The organism is Clostridium sp. MF28, assembly GCF_002969175.1.
In the GTDB taxonomy this organism is placed as follows: Bacteria; Bacillota; Clostridia; order Clostridiales; family Clostridiaceae; genus Clostridium; species Clostridium beijerinckii.
Genome location: NZ_CP014331.1, coordinates 4,391,608 through 4,407,817 on the forward strand (window position 1 = coordinate 4,391,608; position 16,210 = coordinate 4,407,817).

Annotated in this window: 11 protein-coding genes and 1 other RNA gene; 11 read left to right on the forward strand and 1 reads right to left on the reverse strand. The window is 30.5% G+C overall.

Annotated features, from left to right (window positions below):
* Positions 1 to 121 precede the first annotated feature (121 nt).
* Both AXY43_RS19245 and ppdK read left to right on the forward strand, forming a co-directional pair.
* The gene (locus AXY43_RS19245) at positions 122 to 760 is read left to right on the forward strand and encodes a helix-turn-helix transcriptional regulator (RefSeq protein WP_017211784.1); all 639 of its coding nucleotides are present in this window, start codon (positions 122 to 124) and stop codon (positions 758 to 760) included.
* Between the two features lie 242 nt (positions 761 to 1,002).
* The gene (gene ppdK, locus AXY43_RS19250) at positions 1,003 to 3,630 is read left to right on the forward strand and encodes a pyruvate, phosphate dikinase (RefSeq protein ID WP_023974002.1); all 2,628 of its coding nucleotides are present in this window, start codon (positions 1,003 to 1,005) and stop codon (positions 3,628 to 3,630) included.
* A gap of 278 nt (positions 3,631 to 3,908) precedes the next feature.
* Here the strand turns inward: ppdK and AXY43_RS19255 are convergent, their stop codons facing one another.
* The gene (locus AXY43_RS19255) at positions 3,909 to 4,976 is read right to left on the reverse strand and encodes a CotS family spore coat protein (protein WP_011968193.1); all 1,068 of its coding nucleotides are present in this window, start codon (positions 4,974 to 4,976) and stop codon (positions 3,909 to 3,911) included.
* A 333-nt stretch (positions 4,977 to 5,309) separates the two neighbouring features.
* Between AXY43_RS19255 and AXY43_RS19260 the strand changes: the two genes are divergently transcribed.
* The 9 genes from AXY43_RS19260 to AXY43_RS19300 all read left to right on the forward strand — a co-directional run bounded on the left by AXY43_RS19260 (position 5,310) and on the right by AXY43_RS19300 (position 16,138).
* Positions 5,310 to 6,335: a deoxyguanosinetriphosphate triphosphohydrolase gene (locus tag AXY43_RS19260; RefSeq protein WP_017211787.1), complete on the forward strand. Its 1,026-nt coding sequence runs from the start codon at positions 5,310 to 5,312 to the stop codon at positions 6,333 to 6,335.
* Between the two features lie 274 nt (positions 6,336 to 6,609).
* Positions 6,610 to 8,400: a DNA primase gene (gene dnaG, locus AXY43_RS19265; RefSeq protein ID WP_023974000.1), complete on the forward strand. Its 1,791-nt coding sequence runs from the start codon at positions 6,610 to 6,612 to the stop codon at positions 8,398 to 8,400.
* 5 nt (positions 8,401 to 8,405) lie between these two features.
* Positions 8,406 to 9,536: an RNA polymerase sigma factor RpoD gene (gene rpoD, locus AXY43_RS19270; protein WP_011968196.1), complete on the forward strand. Its 1,131-nt coding sequence runs from the start codon at positions 8,406 to 8,408 to the stop codon at positions 9,534 to 9,536.
* Between the two features lie 304 nt (positions 9,537 to 9,840).
* Entirely contained in the window at positions 9,841 to 10,533 is a 693-nt protein-coding gene (locus tag AXY43_RS19275) for a tRNA (adenine(22)-N(1))-methyltransferase (protein WP_023973999.1), read from the forward strand.
* Positions 10,534 to 10,544: 11 nt separating this feature from the next.
* Positions 10,545 to 11,336, forward strand: a complete 792-nt coding sequence (locus tag AXY43_RS19280) for a Nif3-like dinuclear metal center hexameric protein (protein WP_023973998.1) — start codon at positions 10,545 to 10,547, stop codon at positions 11,334 to 11,336.
* 156 nt (positions 11,337 to 11,492) lie between these two features.
* Complete coding sequence (locus AXY43_RS19285) at positions 11,493 to 11,798, forward strand: hypothetical protein (protein ID WP_105411984.1); 306 nt, start codon at positions 11,493 to 11,495, stop codon at positions 11,796 to 11,798.
* Between the two features lie 70 nt (positions 11,799 to 11,868).
* Positions 11,869 to 12,216, forward strand: an RNA gene (rnpB, locus tag AXY43_RS19290) — RNase P RNA component class A.
* 356 nt (positions 12,217 to 12,572) lie between these two features.
* Entirely contained in the window at positions 12,573 to 14,423 is a 1,851-nt protein-coding gene (locus AXY43_RS19295) for a S8 family peptidase (RefSeq protein ID WP_023973996.1), read from the forward strand.
* Entirely contained in the window at positions 14,420 to 16,138 is a 1,719-nt protein-coding gene (locus AXY43_RS19300; protein WP_023973995.1) for a S8 family peptidase, read from the forward strand. The genes AXY43_RS19295 and AXY43_RS19300 overlap by 4 nt, the downstream gene beginning before the upstream one ends.
* The last annotated feature ends 72 nt before the right edge of the window (positions 16,139 to 16,210 follow it).

Genomic DNA, 16,210 nt, shown 5'->3' on the forward strand with positions numbered 1-16,210 from the left:
TATTTGATTTTTCTGAAAATTAAGTCTAGTCAAACAATAATTACATGATATAATTAGAGAGTAGTAAAAATTAATGAATTTGAACTAAATATTTCTTGTATTTACAGAAAGAGGGATAAGATTGAAATTATCACCTAGGCAAGAAGAAATAGTATGCTTAGTAAAAGAAAATGCACCTATAACTAGTGAAGCTCTTGCAGAAAAAATTGGAGTTACTAGAGCTGCGCTCAGGGCTGATTTGGCAGTACTGACTATGATAGGAACTTTGGATGCTAGACCGAAGGTAGGATATGTATATACAGGAAAAACATCTAATGGATTGATTTATTCAAACATTAACAAAATTAAAGTATCCGAAATAATGTCAAAACCTGTGACTGTCAGTGAAGATACGATGGTATATGATGCAATCGTATACCTATTTCTGAATGATGTAGGGACATTATTTATAGAAAATAATGGGGTGCTTACAGGTGCAGTCTCTAGAAAAGACTTTCTCAAAATTTCAATAGGGGGGACTGATATACATAGAGTTCCCGTTGGAGTAATTATGACAAGAATGCCAAATATAATTTGTGCGAATAAGAATGACAACGCATATGATTTGGCTAAGAAAATTATTGAACATGAGATCGATAGTATTCCGGTTGTTGAAATAATAGAAAAGTCTGATGGAAAAGATCAGATGAAGATAATCGGAAAGGTTTCTAAGACTAACATAACAAAATTATTTGTTAAAATTGGAGAAAATGAGGATTAATTAATTAAGGGTAACTACGAAGTCTTTAAGCATATGAAATAAAAAATAAGTCTATGATGCGATATATATTTCTTGTTAGACAAGGAAGTCTGTTTATCTCATAGTGGACTATTAGGTAAACAGAACGACGAAGTATAACAAGAAATAGATTAGCATGCTGATTTATTTTTTGTTGAATATGCTTAGGATAGGCATCGATAGTAAATATAGTGAGAAATAATAAGAAAAGAGGGAGTATTGAGATGTCAAATAAGTATGTATATCTTTTTAGTGAAGGAAATGCTTCAATGAAAAATCTACTTGGAGGAAAAGGCGCTAACTTAGCAGAAATGACTAGTCTAGGAATTCCAGTGCCAGATGGTTTTATTGTTACAACAGAATCTTGTAATAAATATTATGAAGATGGTAGAAAGATTTCTGATGAAATAATAGGTCAAATCTATGAAAGTTTATCAAAGCTTGAAGAATCTACAGGTAAGAAATTTGGAGATAATACAAATCCTTTACTAGTTTCAGTAAGATCTGGTGCAAGAGTTTCAATGCCGGGTATGATGGATACTATCTTAAACTTAGGATTAAATGATATAGCTGTAGAAGCAATGGCAGAATTGACCAATAATCCAAGATTTGCATATGATTCTTACAGAAGATTCATTCAAATGTTCTCTGATGTTGTTATGGGAATAGAAAAGAGATTATTCGAAAATAAGATTGATGAACTTAAGGAGAAGAAAGGTGTTGAATTTGATACAGATTTAACAGCAGATGATTTAAAAGAATTAGTTAGTGAATTCAAAGAAATCTACAAAAAAGAAAAGGGTGAGGAATTCCCAAGTGATCCTAAAGCTCAATTAATAGAAGCAATTACAGCCGTATTTAGATCATGGGATAATCCAAGAGCTATAGTATATAGAAGATTAAATGATATTCCAGGTGAATGGGGTACAGCTGTAAATGTGCAACAAATGGTATTTGGTAATAAGGGAGAAACATCAGGAACAGGAGTTGCATTCTCAAGAAACCCTGCAAATGGTGACAATGCTATATATGGTGAATATCTAATGAATGCACAAGGTGAAGATGTTGTTGCTGGTATTAGAACTCCACTTGAAATTGGAAAATTAAAAGAACAAAATCCAGAAATATATGCACAATTTGAAGGAATTGTTAACACACTAGAAGATCACTATAAAGATATGCAAGACATGGAGTTTACTATAGAAGAAGGTAAATTATATTTCTTACAAACTAGAAATGGTAAGAGAACAGCTCAAGCTGCTTTAAAGATTGCTGTTGATTTAGTAGAAGAAGGAATGCTAAGCAAGGAAGAAGCAATTTTAAAAGTTGAACCAAAACAATTAGATACATTATTACACCCTGCTTTTTATACTGAAGATTTAAAGAAAGCTACACCAATTGCAAAAGGATTACCTGCATCTCCTGGAGCTGCATGTGGTAAGATAGCATTTACTGCTGATGAAGCTAAAGATAGAGCAGCACTTGGAGAAGATGTTGTACTTGTAAGACTTGAAACTTCACCAGAAGATATAGAGGGAATGATAGCAGCACAAGGTATCCTTACAGTAAGAGGGGGAATGACTTCTCATGCTGCGGTTGTTGCAAGAGGAATGGGAACTTGTTGTGTAGCTGGATGTGGAACTATAAAAGTTGATGAAGTAAAGAGAACTGTAGAAGTTAACGGAAAAGTTTATACATCTGAAGACTACATTTCAATTGACGGTACTTCAGGAAATGTATATGGAGAAAAAATAAAAACAGTTACACCAGAAATTTCAGGACATTTTGCGACATTCATGGGATGGGCTGATGAAATAAGAAAATTGAAAGTTAGAGCTAATGCAGATAGTCCAAGAGATGCAAAACAAGCTGTTGAGTTTGGAGCAGAAGGCATAGGTCTTTGCAGAACAGAGCATATGTTCTTTGCAGAAGATAGAATTATGGCTGTAAGACAAATGATTACATCTAAAGATTTAGAACAAAGAAAAGTAGCTTTAGATAAGATTTTGCCAATGCAAAAATCAGATTTCATAGGAATTTATGAAGCATTAGAAGGAAAAGCAGTTACAATAAGATTATTAGATCCACCGCTACATGAATTCTTGCCAACTGTGGATTCAGATATAAAAGAATTAGCAAGAGAAATGGGAATAACTTATGAGGAATTAAAATCTACTGTTTCAGAATTACATGAGTTTAATCCTATGATGGGTCATAGAGGATGCCGTCTTGCAGTTTCTTACCCTGAAATTGCTGAAATGCAAGCAAGAGCTATTATAGAGGCAGCAATAGAAGTTAAAACAACTAAAGGCTACGATATTGTACCTGAAATAATGATTCCATTAGTTGGAGAAATTAAAGAATTAAAATATGTTAAAGATGTAATTGTATCAACAGTTAAAGCTGTTATGGAAGAAAAAGGAGTAACTTTAGATTATAAGGTTGGAACTATGATTGAAATTCCAAGAGCAGCATTAACAGCTGATGAAATAGCAAAAGAAGCAGAATTCTTCTCATTTGGTACAAATGACTTAACTCAAATGACATTTGGATTCTCAAGAGATGATGCAGCTAAGTTCTTATCTGCTTATTATGAAAAGAAGATTTATGAACAAGATCCATTTGGTAAATTAGATCAAACAGGAGTTGGTTCTCTAATTAAAATAGCAGTAGAAAAAGGAAAATCTACTCGTTCAGATATCCATTTAGGAATCTGTGGAGAGCATGGTGGAGATCCTTCATCAATTGAATTCTGCCATAATATAGGACTTAACTATGTATCTTGTTCACCATTTAGAGTTCCACTAGCAAGACTTGCAGCAGCACAAGCGCAAGTAAAAAATCCAAGATAACTTTAAAAAATTAAAGATTATGATAAAGTAGCATATAAATCTTAGTAAAAGAAGATTTAAAGTGAAAAAATATAGAGCATTGTAATTTGAAATCACATGTGATTTTAATTACAATGCTCTTTTATTATCGTACTTTTAAGCTGTTATTATGAAATTATTTAGAATGCAGGCTACCTAATATTTTACAATATAGACAGCCTGATGCAGTTAGTTTTTATAAAATCATGAAGAGAAGATTGGCTCAACCTAATAAAAGATGGTGCTTTACAGAAACAATTTCAAAGTAAAGTCATATTGAATTTTTTTTGTACTTGATTTATTATATCTAGCGCAAAATCATATTGAAGATTTGTTTTTGATGTCGCGTTTATTATTAAAGTTAAGAAAGCAGATTTATTACACTTGTGAATATTCCTATAGTAGTCTCTTGATATCCTCCAATATTTTTGCGGAAAGCAAATATAAGAAATTAAGTAACGTAAATCTGAGTGTGTTAAAGGACACAATTCATTATAGGCATCTAATATAGAGAGAGCTAACTCAACATTCCATTTTGTGTTTTCTCGTTTAAGTAATCTTCGCATAAAATATGCTAGATCTTTTGCACTGTAATCTACTTTGCACTTATCAAAATCTATCACCCAAGGATCTAGATCAGGAGGAAAAATTAGGTTTTTGTTTACATAGTCACCATGGCATAAAGATTTACTTAATTCATTATTGTCAATTTTATTTGATATGTCTAGAGAGAGTTTAGCAAGGCGTAAATTTATATCAAAACTTGAAATAAATTGTCTTGAAAATGAATCTTTGTATTTAAACGATTCATTTGATGCTTTAAGTAAATCTTCAAAATGTTTTAAGGTAGATATGTAATAATCCTCAAATCCTTCTTTTGCTGAACTTCCTAAAATAGGTCTAAATTTACGAGATACTGAATGAATCTCAGAGAGTTTTCTTACAGAGATTAAAACATGATCCAAATTATCGAAATTACATTTCTCACCCTCAATCCAAGGAGTTAATATAAAAAGCATATCTCGATAAGATACAAATCTATTATTATCAATTGTAGGTAAAAGTTTTGAGACCCTAATATTATTTCTATATAGCCACTCAATAGCTGAATATACATATAGCAAGTCATTCAAATTATAATAAACTTTTTTTAGACAGTAATTTTTATCTTTATAATTTACCCTATAAACTGCTCTTTGCTTATCAGTATCTTTAAATTTAATTATTGAAATCTGAGAGTTTTGTAAATTATAGTATGGTAAAACATTTTGTTTTATAATTTCTGGGGAAAGATTAGATTCTTGTAAAGATAAAACTTCAGTACCCATAAATACGCTCCTTTATAAGGTGATTTTTATTGAACTTTTATGATACAAGGTAAACTTTGATTGAAAGTTATACCTTTAAGTAAAATTAACATGTTTTTAAATTTTAATTAAGATATAGAAAAAAATATATATATAGGTAAGATTTCTATATAAAAAAATTCCTAATTATTAAATAATATTAATTTAATCTTAGTATTAGACTAAAAATAATAAAAAATAAAAATTAATGAATATAAGGATATTATTTTTTAGTTATTTGCAAATAATAAATATAGTTAATAAATAGAGGAATATAATGATATAGATAGAATACATAAAAAGAGGTGATAATATATGAATGTAAGAGAAAAAATTCAAAATTTTGAAAGCTTGACATTAATTAAAGAAGCTGCTTTTTCAAAAAATTCTATTGGCAGAAAAATTAGAGAAGAAGATGATGATATTAGAACTTGTTATATGCTTGATAGAGATAGAATTATTCAAAGCAAATCATTCAGACGCCTCAAGCATAAAACACAAGTATATATAAAAACATTTGGAGATCATTATAGGACTAGATTAACTCATACATTAGAGGTATCTCAAGTTGCAAGAAATATTGGAGCTGGAATCGGATTAAATGAAAATTTAATTGAAGCTATAGCGTTAGGGCATGATCTTGGGCATGTTGCTTTTGCACACAATGGAGAAGAAGTGCTAAATGAATATTTAGAAGATGGATTCCGTCACAATGAACAAAGCGTTAGAGTTGTTACTAAACTCGAAAATAACGGGCAGGGGCTTAATCTAACTGAAGAAGTAATTAATGGAATATTAAATCATAGTGGGCTTGGAAGCGTTAAAGATATAATTACATTAGAAGGAATAGTGGTGAAATTTAGCGATAAAATGGCGTACTTGAATCATGACATTGATGATTCTATAAGAGCAGGTTTATTAAGCAAAGAAGAGATTCCAAGAGAAATTGTTAAAGTATTTGGAGATACTTCAAACGAAAGATTAAATGTCTTAATTAAAGATTTTATAAAAAAATCAAATGATAATCTTAATAATGGGGTAAAGGAAATTGGGTTAAGTCCAGAAATAAGTGAAGCAATGACTGAACTTAGACAATTTATGTTTAAAAATATATATTTAGGGGATACATTAAAGGTTGAAAGAAATAAGGCGAAATTTGTTTTAAATCAATTAATTAAACATTTTGAGGAAAATCCTTATGAGATGCCAGATATTTATGTGAGCATAGCTAAAAACGAAGGCTTGAAACGAGGAGTTGCTGATTATGTGGCGGGAATGAGTGATGATTATTGCTTATCACTATTTAATAAAATATTTATCCCTAAGTTTGTAATAGATTAATTATATATGAGATTCATGTCTTAGAAAGTTTAAAACTATAATGAATTTAATAATATTCTCGATGAATAAAGATTTGCAATAAAAAAAGAGGATTTTAAATTAATAAAAAGAATTACTTTAATATATAGTATTATTCAATAAATATTATTTTATAACTGGTGAAACTTTAAATTAAAAAAAAATTAATAGTTTTCTAATTATTTTAGAAGGAAAACTCGTTATTATGTCGAATAATATATAATTGCCAAAAAAAGCAGAGGAAGGAGATGTCTCCTTGCAAATATCAGAAGAAGTTCTTGAAAGGATAAAAGAACAAAATGACATTGTTGATATTATTTCAGAGGATGTAAGGCTAAAAAAATCAGGTAGAAATTTTATGGGATTATGTCCATTCCATAATGATAAATCTCCATCATTTAGTGTTTCAAGTGAAAAACAGATATACAAATGTTTTTCATGTGGAGAAGCAGGAAATGTGCTTACGTTTGTTATGAAATATAAAAAACTCACTTTTGTAGAAGCTGCAAAGTATCTAGCAGATAAAGCTAATATTCCGCTACAGATAAATGATAATGAAAATAGCGCAGTTTCTAGAAAGAAAGAAGTTTTATATAAAGTAAATGTTGAAACAGCTAGATATTATTTTGCTAATTTACAAAGAATTAAAATGGCAAAAGAGTATTTTTTGAAGAGAGGGATAAAAGAAGAAACCATAAAGAGATTTGGGTTAGGCTACTCTCAAGATAGTTGGCATGGATTAACAAACTACTTAAGAACAAAAGGATATAAAGATAATCTATTACTTGAAGCTGGATTGATTTCAAAAAGTGAGAAATCAGGGAATGTTTATGATAAATTTAGAAATAGAGTAATGTTTCCCGTGTTTGATGTAAGAGGAAAAGTTATTGGATTTGGAGGTAGGGTTTTAGATGATTCAAAACCAAAATATTTAAATTCACCAGAGACCATGATTTTTCAAAAAGGGATAAATCTTTATGGATTAAATTTTGCAATTAAGAATAAGCTAAAAGAGGATTACATCATTATAGTTGAAGGATATATGGATTTAATATCACTTCACCAATCTGGTATAACAAATGTTGTAGCATCACTTGGAACTGCACTTACAGTAAACCAAGCAAGGCTTCTTAAAAGGTATGTTAATAAGGTAATAATTTCTTATGATGCTGATTTGGCTGGACAGACTGCTACCTTAAGAGGTCTAGAAATTTTAAGAGGTGCTGGATTTGATGTAAAAGTATTGATAGTACCAGATGGAAAAGATCCAGATGAGTTTGTGAGGAATCATGGAAAGGAGTCATTTCTGAAGTTGGCAAATGAAGCGCTTCCTTTAATTGAATATAGAATTAAGAAAGCAGCTGAAGGCATAAATCTAAATAGTGGAAATGATCTAGTAGAATATGGAGAAAAATTTGCAGAAATTCTAGCAGATCTAAATCCTATAGAAAAAGATGTATATATAAGGAAAATTTCAGAAGAAACAGCAATTAAAGAACAGGCATTATATGACTTACTTTCACAAGTAATAACAAAAAAACAAAAAGAAGACAATTTTGTGAATAAAAAGGAATATTTTGGAACAAAATTATATGTAGAACCCGCATACTTAAAGGCTGAAAGAGCATTATTAAAATTGATGTTCAAAGATGAATTTTATGATGAGATTAAAAGCTCCATAAAATCAGGAGATTTTGTAATAGAATCACATAATAAAATTTATTCATTAATATTAAAAGGCAAAAGTGAGGATACTAATGATATAGGTAATATAGAATCCTATGTAGAAAGTAGATGTGACGATATAGAAAGTTCTAAAGAGTTGACCAAAATAAGGGAACATGAGATTTTAGATTTTACTGATAGAGAGCGATTAATAAAAGATTATTTAAAAGAGGTAAGAAGCTTTAAACTTAAGCTGCAAATTGAGGATTTAAAGAAAAAGCAAAATAGATTCGAAAAAGAGGGGAAAATTGAAGAATCTATAAAGATTGCAATAGAGCTTACTAAATTATCTGAAGCACTTAAAAAGGGAGAGAGAGGTTGAAGGTTATGACGGAAGGAGGCAATAATAAGATGGAACAAAAAGCGAATGGAAAAGTAACAAAGCCAAAAGACGATAAAAAAGATAAAAATGCTAAAATGGCGGCTGTGAAGGAATTAATTGACAAGGGTAAAAAGAATGGTTCACTAACATATAAAGAAATCATGGAAGCTATGGATCATATTGATTTGAGCCCAGAGCAAATAGAAAAAATATATGAAGTTTTGGAAATGACAGGTGTTGAAATAATAGGTGAAATTGCGGATACAGAAACTGAAGAAGAAATTGATTTATCGGTCCCAGAAGGTATAGCTATAGATGATCCAGTTCGAATGTATTTGAAAGAAATTGGAAAAGTGCCTTTATTGTCTTCTGAACAGGAAATAACTTATGCGAAAGAAATTGAAGAAGGAAACCAAAAGGCTAAGAAAAAATTAGCTGAAGCGAATTTAAGATTAGTTGTAAGTATAGCTAAAAGATATGTTGGAAGAGGTATGTTATTCTTGGATTTAATTCAAGAAGGAAATTTAGGTCTTATTAAAGCTGTTGAAAAATTTGATTACAGAAAAGGATATAAATTTTCGACTTATGCTACATGGTGGATTAGGCAAGCAATAACAAGAGCAATTGCAGATCAAGCTAGAACAATAAGAATACCTGTTCATATGGTAGAAACTATAAATAAGCTTATTAGAGTACAAAGACAATTGCTCCAAGAATTAGGTAGAGATCCATTCCCAGAAGAAATATCGAAGGTTATGGAACTTCCAGTGGATAAGGTTCGCGAAATTCAAAAAATTGCACAAGAACCAGTTTCGTTAGAAACTCCAATAGGTGAAGAGGAAGACTCTCATTTAGGAGACTTTATTCCAGATGATGAAGCACCAGCACCAGCTGAAGCAGCAGCATTTACAATGCTTAAGGAACAATTAATCAATGTCTTAGATACATTAACTCCTAGAGAAGAAAAAGTATTAAGATTAAGATTTGGACTTGATGACGGAAGAGCCAGAACACTTGAAGAAGTAGGAAAAGAGTTCAATGTTACTAGAGAAAGAATTAGACAAATTGAAGCAAAAGCTTTAAGAAAATTAAGACATCCGTCAAGAAGCAAGAAATTAAAAGATTATCTAGATTAGTATCTAAAAGCACCTAAAATTAGGTGCTTCTTTTTAAATAAGGAATTACCAAACTTTAAAACTAGATTTGTGTAGTGACTTACCGAAATCATAAATATTTTGATTCAGAAAAGCTAAGAACTTTTAAGAGTTCATTTTCAAATATTTTCTTCATATTATGACCCTTGAGGTTACAAATATATTTATGATTTCTAGTGAAGATATGAACTTAAGGTTTTAGCAACTTTGTAAATACATTCATCTAATAAGTCGAATCCTTAAATTGGATATCTAAAATTTATAAGTAAGACAAAAAGAGGTAAATATGGAATTAAGTAAAAGACTAAAATGGATTATAGAAAAAATTAATAAAGTGGAAGTAATAATGGATGTTGGAACAGACCATGGATATATACCAATATATTTAGTTAAACATGATATAGCTAAAAAAGTTATTGCATCAGATATTAATAAGGATCCACTGAAAAAAGCTAAAATTAATGCAGCACTTGATGGAGTGTTAGACAAGGTAGATTTAAGATTAGGAAGTGGTTTAGCTGTATTAAAAAATAAAGAAGCTCAATCTGTAATAATTGCAGGAATGGGTGGTAATTTAATTAGAGATATATTAGAAAATGATTTGGATAAGGTGAAAAAATTAGAATATTTAGTGCTTCAACCAGCACAAAATCCGGAAGTATTAAGAGAATATTTATATACTAGCGATTATGAAATATTAGAAGAGGATATTTGTTTGGATGAAGACAAGTATTATGAGATATTTAAAGTTAAGTATAAAAAAGGTGATTATATAAAATTAGATAATATATTTTATGAAATAAGCCCATTTATATTAAATAAAAAATTACCATTATTTAAATCATATATAGAAAGCAAAATTGAAAAAAATGAAAAAGTAATGGATTTTATTAAAGATAATACTGAACATGCAATTTCAAGAAGAAATGAGTTAATAGAAAAAAATGAGAAGTTAAAGAAACTACTAAAAAGTTTTTAGGCGGTGAGATTATGGTCCAAGTAAAAGATATAGGAAGAGAAATAGAAAGAGTTGCACCAAAGTTTTTAATGGAGTCTTATGATAATGTTGGTCTAACGGTTGGAGATGAAGAGAAGACTATAAACAAGGTTTTATTATCTTTAGATTGCACAAATGAAGTAATTGAGGAGGCAGTAGATTTAAGATGTGAGTTAATAATAACTCATCACCCACTGCTATTCAAAAGACCTAAGAGTATAGTTAAAGGAGATTTATTGGGGAACAAGTTGATAAATCTAATCAAAGAGGATATAGCATTATACTCTTGCCATACCAATTTAGATAGTGCTAAAGGTGGAATTAACGAAACTATAGTTAGAATGCTAGGATTTGAGTCACAAGAAATTATTGAACCTAATGAATCTAATAATTATAAAGATGGCGGAATTGGAAGACTGGTTAAATTAGACGAAGAAATAATGTTGAATGATCTTATAGAAATTATTAAAAAAAATTTAAATATAAAAAATATGAGGATTGTTAGGGGAAAAAATAAAGCAAGGACAATAGCTATAATTAATGGCAGTGGGCAAGATTTCTTTTATAAAGCAAAAGATCTTGGTGCAGACTGTATAATAACAGGGGATACAACATATCATTTTGCATCGGATTTCAAAGAATTAGGTATAAGCATAATAGATGCAGGTCATTTCTCAACAGAATACCTTGTGTTCTTAAAAACATTGGATTTTTTAAGGGGAAAATTTAAAGATGTAGAGTTCATCGCTTCAAAAAAAAGTGAAGATCCTTATGAGTTTGTTTGATAAATTAATATTTAGTAAAACTTTATATTAAGGCTATAACTGCACTAAATTATTTAAATGTTAAGTTCTAATGCATATAATTAATTGAAAAAGAGTTTACTAAAAAAATGAATAGGTGCATATACTAATAGTGTAATAATAATTGTGCGGTGAATTATGGGGAAAGATCATGATTTTAATAATAAAAATAGTGAAGATTTAAAAGATGACTTGAAAAATTTCTTTAAACATAGTAAGAAAACAGTACGAAATTTTTTTAGGGGAGGAAGCAGAAGAAGTAAATATGGTGGATGGAATGGTAGATTTCCACCATTTTTTCCTAGCAATAATCCTCTTTTATTTTTACTTTATCCTAAATTAATTGTTGGTGGACTTATATTATTAACGCTTCTATTCTGTGGCGTAAGTTTATATGGAATAATAGTAATACTATTATTAACAATAATATTTTTTTTAATATAACTATAATTTAGAAATGTTGTATAAAAAATATATTTGCATCTTAAAAAGATATATGTTAATATAGATTTTGCGAGTGAGACGTGCAATCGCTGCTAGACTTGATCTAGGAGAGGAAAGTCCGAGCTCCATAGGGCAGGGTGCTGGATAACGTCCAGTCAAGGCGACTTGAAGGAAAGTGCAACAGAGATATACCGCCTAAGTTTACTTAGGTAAGGGTGGAAAGGTGATGGTAAGAGCTCACCAGCGTGATGGAGACTTCACGGCTATGTAAACCCCACTTGGAGCAAGACCGAATAGAGAGGCAATTGAAGGGGCTGCCCGTCCCGCCTCTGGGTGCGTCGCTTGAGCTTACTGGCAACAGTAGGCCTAGATAGATGATTGCTTAATACAGAACTCGGCTTATGGCTTATCTCGCATATGTAAAATAGGCAGTTGAGAGAATGGAAGGTTAATTTCTTCCGATATTCTTCCGACGGCTATTTTTTTGTGTTAATTTACATGAAGATAGTTAATGATGTTGACTGGTTTGAATATAAAGGTTTAGACTAAGTTTTCTAAATAATATATAATTAAAAGTATTTTAAGCAATAAGCATTATAATGTTTGTTGCTTTTTTTGATTACTTTATTAGAAATTATGAGAGGATAAAAATTTAATTTAAATATTAAGGAATATTACAGTTATTAATTTAGAGATGAACAAATAATTTCAATCATCAAATAAACAATATAAAAATATATATAATATTAATGCAAGTAATATTAGGAGTTAGATATGTCTGATTTACGTGACTGTAATTTATATTATGATCCCGATTCGGCAAATTATTTGATTGAGTATAGAGGGAATTTCAAAGAACAAATAGATAAGTTATCTTATGCTTGTGGGGATATAATTACAGGCACTATCGGAGTAATATCTGTACGAAGTAATGATTTTGATAGGCTCCTAAATGATGTTCCAGCAATTGTATTTTATGATTTTAGGACAATTTATGTATTACAAGATATCTCACCATCATCTGTAGATAATATAAATAACATAAAGATAAATCCTTTTTTAGATTTGAATGGGAGGGGAGTGCTAATAGGAATAGTCGATACAGGTATAGATTATTTAAATGATGAGTTTATAAGAGAAGATGATACATCAAGAATAATAAGTATATGGGATCAATCCGTTCAAAGTAATACTAGTGACTCTGTATATATAGGACAAATTTATTCAAATAATCAAATTAATAGTGCTATTGCAGCTAAAAGAAATAATGGAGATCCGTATCAAATAGTTCCTTCCAGAGATGAAGTTGGACATGGAACAAAAGTTGCTGGGATTATAGGAGCAAGAGGATATAATACTGAGTTTCAAGGAATTGCTAATGCAAGTGATTTTGTTATTGTTAAGCTTTTGGAATCTACTAATTTTAAAAGACAATTGAAAGAAAATGGAATTCCTTATACTCCGGTATATAATGCATCTGAAATTGTAGCAGGAGTAGAATATTTGAGAAGAGTCGCAGTAGAACGTAAGCAACCAATGGTTATCTATCTAGGTGTTGGAAGCACAGAAGGTAGCCATGATGGTAACAACTTGATTTCAAGATATATAACATCAATTGGAAATAGTAGAGGATTGTGCGTAGTAAATGGAGTGGGAAATGAGGGGGATTCTCAAGGTCATGTATCAGGATATATGAGGAATGTAGGAGATGCAAAAGTAATAGAACTGAGAATACCAAGGGAAATGAAATTTCTTCCAATTTATATATGGATACGAAGACCTAATATCGCATCAATAAATGTAATTTCTCCGACAGGTGAGGCTTCAGCAGTTATACAATCTAAAATAAATAAGGTTCAACCGGTGAGATTTGTTTTTTTAAATACAGATATGCTAGTAAGATTCTATTCACCAGAACATTTCACAGGACATCAAGTAATAAGTCTTACGTTTAGTAATATAAAGCCAGGGACATGGTCTTTCAACTTGATAGGCGAATATATAACAAATGGTAGGTATGACATATGGCTGCCGCCCAAAAGTACTTTACCAGAAAATACAATATTTCTCGAATCGGATCCTTTTACGACTCTAACAATACCATCAACAGCTGTTAATGTTATCACAGTATCTTACTATGGAAATAATAATGCATTAATTGCGGCCTCTGGTAAAGGATTTAATACTAATGGATTGATTAACCCAGATATTTCAACTATAGGTGTAAATATATTAACAACAAAAGTTGGAGGAGGAGTAACAACATTTTCAGGCAGCTCAGCTGCTACAGCGGTAGTGACTGGGGCGTGTGCGCTTTTATTACAATGGGGGATTGTAGATCATAATGATCCTACTATGTATACTAAAAAAATTAGAACATACATAATGTATGGTGCTAACAGAAATTCAGCTAATAGATATCCCAGTAGAGAAACAGGATATGGTGATTTTGATTTACTAGGTATTTTCAATATAATTAGTGGTTTATATAGAAATAGCAACCAAAGATTTAGAATGAATATTACTGATAAAAAATATACAAATGAAAATCATGAGTTTGATGAGTATTATGTAAATAAATTATTTATAAGAATTCCAAAGGCAGGAGATGTAAAGTTTAGATGAAGGAAGGTTTTAGAGCTCCAATAAATATTTTTTCTGATGCAAATTATTATCATTATATAGTTCAATATGAAGGTAACATTGAGGATGAAGTTTCAAAACAGCCAGGGTATTATGCGACCATAATTAATAATCAATATGCCATATTATCTGCACCTGTAGAGCTTGATACAGGTATACCGATTCCAGTTTTTTCTACAGTAATATATATGGCTTTTCCAGATATATTTACTCTAGAAGAAGTTTCTCCAATTGAAGCATCCCAAGCTAATTTTTTGCAATTAGAGCTGCCATTAAGACTTACAGGGAGAGGAGTAGATGTAGCAATTATAGATTCAGGCATTGATTATTTAAATGATGAATTTATAAGAGGAAATGGTCAGACTAAAATAGAGTATATTTGGGATCAAACTATAAATTCTGAGCAGCAAACTGGAAAGAATGGAGTTCCGTTTGGAAGTGTCTACAATAAAAGCACAATACAACAAGCAATAGATGCTTTTAGGTCTGGACAATCTCCTTACGATATAGTTCCAACCAAAGATGAAATAGGTCATGGAACAAATATGGCTGGAATAATTGGATCAGTTGGAAAAAATCCTGATTTAAAGGGGATGGTTCCAGAATGCGATTTTGTGGTGATAAAGCTTCTTGAAAATATTGCTTACAAAAGGCGGTATAATATACAAATACCTATATATAGTATGTTATCAGTTTTCTCAGCATTAGAATTTTTAAACAGATATTCACTAGAAAATAATAAACCTATGGTTATATATATGCCTTTAGAAAGTAATTTAGGAGGCCATAAAGGAAATGGTTTTTTAGAACAATATATGGATTTTATGTCTCAAAGTAGTGGGATTGCAATAGTTAATGGCTCAGGAAACCAAGGTGCAAGTGGGACACATACATCAGGTACAATATCTCAAGTTAATGAATCGAGAACAATACAGCTATATATATCGCCAGAGCAAAAAAATATAATAGTTGATATTTGGGTTGAATCACCTAATATAATGACACTAAATATAATATCACCATCAGGAGAAAGTACTGGAACTATAAATGCAGAAATAACGGCTATAGAAACTTATTCATTTGTATTTGAAACCACTTCAATGGTAGTAAATTATTATGTTCCAGAAGAATACACAGGTGATCAGTTAATGAGAGTAAGGTTATTAAATATAACAGAAGGAATTTGGCGTTTTACCCTGACAGGACAGTCAATTCTAAATGGTAGATTTAATGCATGGATACCACAAGAAGGTGTTAGTATCGGAGGAACTAGGTTTATTGCTTCGGATCCTTATGGGACTATAAGTAATTCAGCATGTTCAGAATATACGATTACTGCAGCAGCGTACAATCAGCTAAATAATAATGTCTTAGATTATTCTGGAATAGCATTTTTAGAAGACTATATTAATAGAATTGATGTGGCTGCAGGTGGGATAAATGCATTAACTGTAGCACCTAATAATCAAACGGCTATCGTTAATGGAACAAGTGTATCAGCGGCTATATTAGCAGGGGCTTGCGCTATGTTATTTCAATGGGGAATTGTAGAAGGAAATGACCCTAATATATATTCGCAAACAATAAAAACATATATTCAAAGAGGTGCAGTTCAAAGAAGTGGAGATTTATACCCAAATCCAGTATGGGGGTATGGAATACTTAATGTGCTGAAAATGTTTCAAAATATGCGATAAATTGCAACTCCATATTTATAGTATAATATAGGCACATTCTTTTATAGTTTAGATAAATTAGAATCCCTAAAG

What these genes read in the sequence shown, in the direction of transcription:
- AXY43_RS19275 (WP_023973999.1), top strand. Translation starts at nt 9,841, where the DNA reads ATGGAATTAAGTAAAAGACTAAAATGGATTATAGAAAAAATTAATAAA.
- AXY43_RS19295 (WP_023973996.1), top strand. Translation starts at nt 12,573, where the DNA reads ATGTCTGATTTACGTGACTGTAATTTATATTATGATCCCGATTCGGCA.
- AXY43_RS19300 (WP_023973995.1), top strand. Translation starts at nt 14,420, where the DNA reads ATGAAGGAAGGTTTTAGAGCTCCAATAAATATTTTTTCTGATGCAAAT.
- AXY43_RS19285 (WP_105411984.1), top strand. Translation starts at nt 11,493, where the DNA reads ATGGGGAAAGATCATGATTTTAATAATAAAAATAGTGAAGATTTAAAA.
- ppdK (WP_023974002.1), top strand. Translation starts at nt 1,003, where the DNA reads ATGTCAAATAAGTATGTATATCTTTTTAGTGAAGGAAATGCTTCAATG.
- AXY43_RS19280 (WP_023973998.1), top strand. Translation starts at nt 10,545, where the DNA reads ATGGTCCAAGTAAAAGATATAGGAAGAGAAATAGAAAGAGTTGCACCA.
- rpoD (WP_011968196.1), top strand. Translation starts at nt 8,406, where the DNA reads ATGACGGAAGGAGGCAATAATAAGATGGAACAAAAAGCGAATGGAAAA.
- AXY43_RS19260 (WP_017211787.1), top strand. Translation starts at nt 5,310, where the DNA reads ATGAATGTAAGAGAAAAAATTCAAAATTTTGAAAGCTTGACATTAATT.
- AXY43_RS19255 (WP_011968193.1), bottom strand. Translation starts at nt 4,976, where the DNA reads ATGGGTACTGAAGTTTTATCTTTACAAGAATCTAATCTTTCCCCAGAA.